General features: G+C 73.4%; 3 protein-coding genes. All 3 read left to right on the forward strand.

All coding sequences use genetic code 11. The annotated features are described in order from the left end of the window. On the forward strand, positions 1-255 hold a 255-nt coding region (locus AC2VNT_RS03640; protein WP_486945558.1), incomplete at its 5' end, for a dihydrofolate reductase. Beyond that, positions 255-1,487 carry a winged helix-turn-helix domain-containing protein gene (locus tag AC2VNT_RS03645; protein ID WP_486945559.1) on the forward strand — a complete coding sequence of 411 codons (1,233 nt, stop codon included), beginning with the start codon at positions 255-257 and terminating at the stop codon, positions 1,485-1,487. The genes AC2VNT_RS03640 and AC2VNT_RS03645, both read left to right, overlap by 1 nt. A 69-nt stretch (positions 1,488-1,556) precedes the next feature. Continuing rightward, positions 1,557-2,138, forward strand: a 582-nt coding sequence (locus AC2VNT_RS03650) for a sensor domain-containing protein (RefSeq protein ID WP_486945560.1), incomplete at its 3' end; no start/stop codon positions are given.

The following is a 2,138-nucleotide window of genomic DNA, read 5'->3' on the forward strand; positions in this document are numbered from 1 at the left end:
GGCGCCGACGTGGTGGAGACCCTGGCCGCCGCGCTCGGCGACGGGCAGACCTGGGTGATCGGTGGTGCGCAGATCTATGCGCTGGCGTTGCCGCTGGCCGCCCGCTGCGAGATCACCGAGGTCGACCTCGACGTGCCGCCCCGGGACGGCGATGCGCTGGCCCCGCCGATCGGTGCCGACTGGCGGGTGACGTCGGGGGAGTGGCTCACCAGCGGTGCCGGCCTGCGCTACCGGTTCCGCAGCTACCGGCGCTGATGGCGGTCTCCCGCGCCGGGCTCACCGCGTCGCAGGCCCGTCGGATCGCGGTTGCCGCACAGGGATTCGCCGGTCCGGCACCGCATGGCCCGATCACCCGGGCGCATCTGCGCCGGCTGATCGGCCGCATCCAGGTGCTGCAGCTGGACTCGGTGTCGGTGGCGGTGCGCGCCCACTACGCCCCGGTGTTCAGCCGGCTCGGGCCCTACGACCGCGCGATGCTGGACCGGGCCGCGTGGAGTCACACGGCACGCGCGCCACGGCTGCTGGTCGAGTACTGGGCGCACGAAGCCGCGCTGATGGCCGTCGAGGACTGGCCGTTGCTGCGCTGGCGGATGCGCCGGTGGCGCCACGGCCGGTGGGGGACGCACGCGGTGCGGGCGAACCCCCGACTGGTCGACGCCGTTGTCGCCGCGGTGGCCGAGATCGGGCCGGCCACCGCCGGACGGATCGAGGCGCACCTGTCCCGTGCGCCGCGGGCGGCGAGCAAGGGTCCCTGGTGGAACCGCAGCGACACCAAATGGGTGGCCGAGGCGCTGTTCGCGGCCGGAGTGCTGACCACCGCCACCCGGATCGGGTTCGCCCGGCACTACGATCTGGTGGAGAACGTGCTGCCGGCGCGGGTGCTGGCCCGCGAGGTGGACGACGATGAGGCGGTGCGCGAGCTGGTGCTGCGGGCGGCCGGAGCGTTGGGGGTCGGCACCGAAGCCGACCTGCGCGACTACTTCCGGCTGTCGGCGGGGCAGGCCAGGCCGGCGATCGCCGGGCTGGTCGCCGACGGCGAACTGGAGCCGGTCGACGTGGCGGGCTGGACCTCCCCGGGGTATCTGCGGGCCGGGCAGCCGGTCCCGCGCCGGGACCGCGGCACCGCGCTGCTCTGCCCGTTCGACCCGCTGATCTTCTTCCGGCCGCGGGTGCAGCGGCTGTTCGGCTTCCACTACCGGATCGAGATCTACACCCCGGCCGCCCGGCGCCGGCACGGCTACTACGTGTGGCCGCTGCTGCTGGACGGCGAGCTGGTCGCGCGGGTGGATCTCAAGGCCGACCGCGGCCGAGGCGTGCTGCAGGTGGTCGGGGCGTTCGCCGAAGCCGACCGGCCGCGGTCCCGGGTGGCCGCCGCGCTGGCCGGTGAGCTGACCACGATGGCGTCCTGGCTGGGCCTGGGCGGGGTGGCCGTCGGTGATCGCGGCGACCTGGCCGACCAGCTGCGGGTGGTGCTCCGGTCGGCGTGATCGCACCCGCCGCGCGGCTCGAGCGCGCTAGGCTCGCGGAGAACCATCCGGGAGTGGAGGTGGTGGCAGATGCGCTGTCTACGTACCGCGTTCGTCGCCGCGAGCGCAGCCACCGTCGCCGTCGGGTGCGGCGGCGGCAGCCACTCGGGCTCCGCGGCGATCTCCTCCCTCGCCACGACGACGGTGTCGCCGGTCGGTGAGGCCGTGCTCAAGGGGCTGCTGCTCACCGCCGACCAGGTCGACCTGATCATGGAGGCGACCGACATGCGGGTCACCCAGCGGCGCACCGAGCTCACCGACGATCGCGACACGATGGAGCCCAGGGAGTGCCTGCCGATCGACGGGGCCGGACAGTTCGCGGTGTACGAGAACACCGGCTACCTCGATGTCCGCGGGCAGACGCTGCGCGACGGCGAGCAGTTCGACCACTACGTCGATCAGGTGGTGGTGCTGTTTCCGACCGCCAAACGGGCCACCAGCTTCGTCCAGATCGAGGCCGAGCTGTGGACCTCGTGTCACACCTACACGCACACCCAGAGCGGATCGCAGTGGGCACCCGGGCCGATAACCACCGACAACGGCGTGCTGAGCACCACCACCTGGCAGCAGAACACCGGGAACGACTCGGCGTGGGCATGCGGGCGGGCGGTG

The organism is Mycobacterium sp. TH-M15, assembly GCF_057473705.1.

Excerpts from the sequence above, each read along its gene's own strand:
- AC2VNT_RS03645 (WP_486945559.1), top strand. The coding sequence starts at position 255 with ATGGCGGTCTCCCGCGCCGGGCTCACCGCGTCGCAGGCCCGTCGGATC.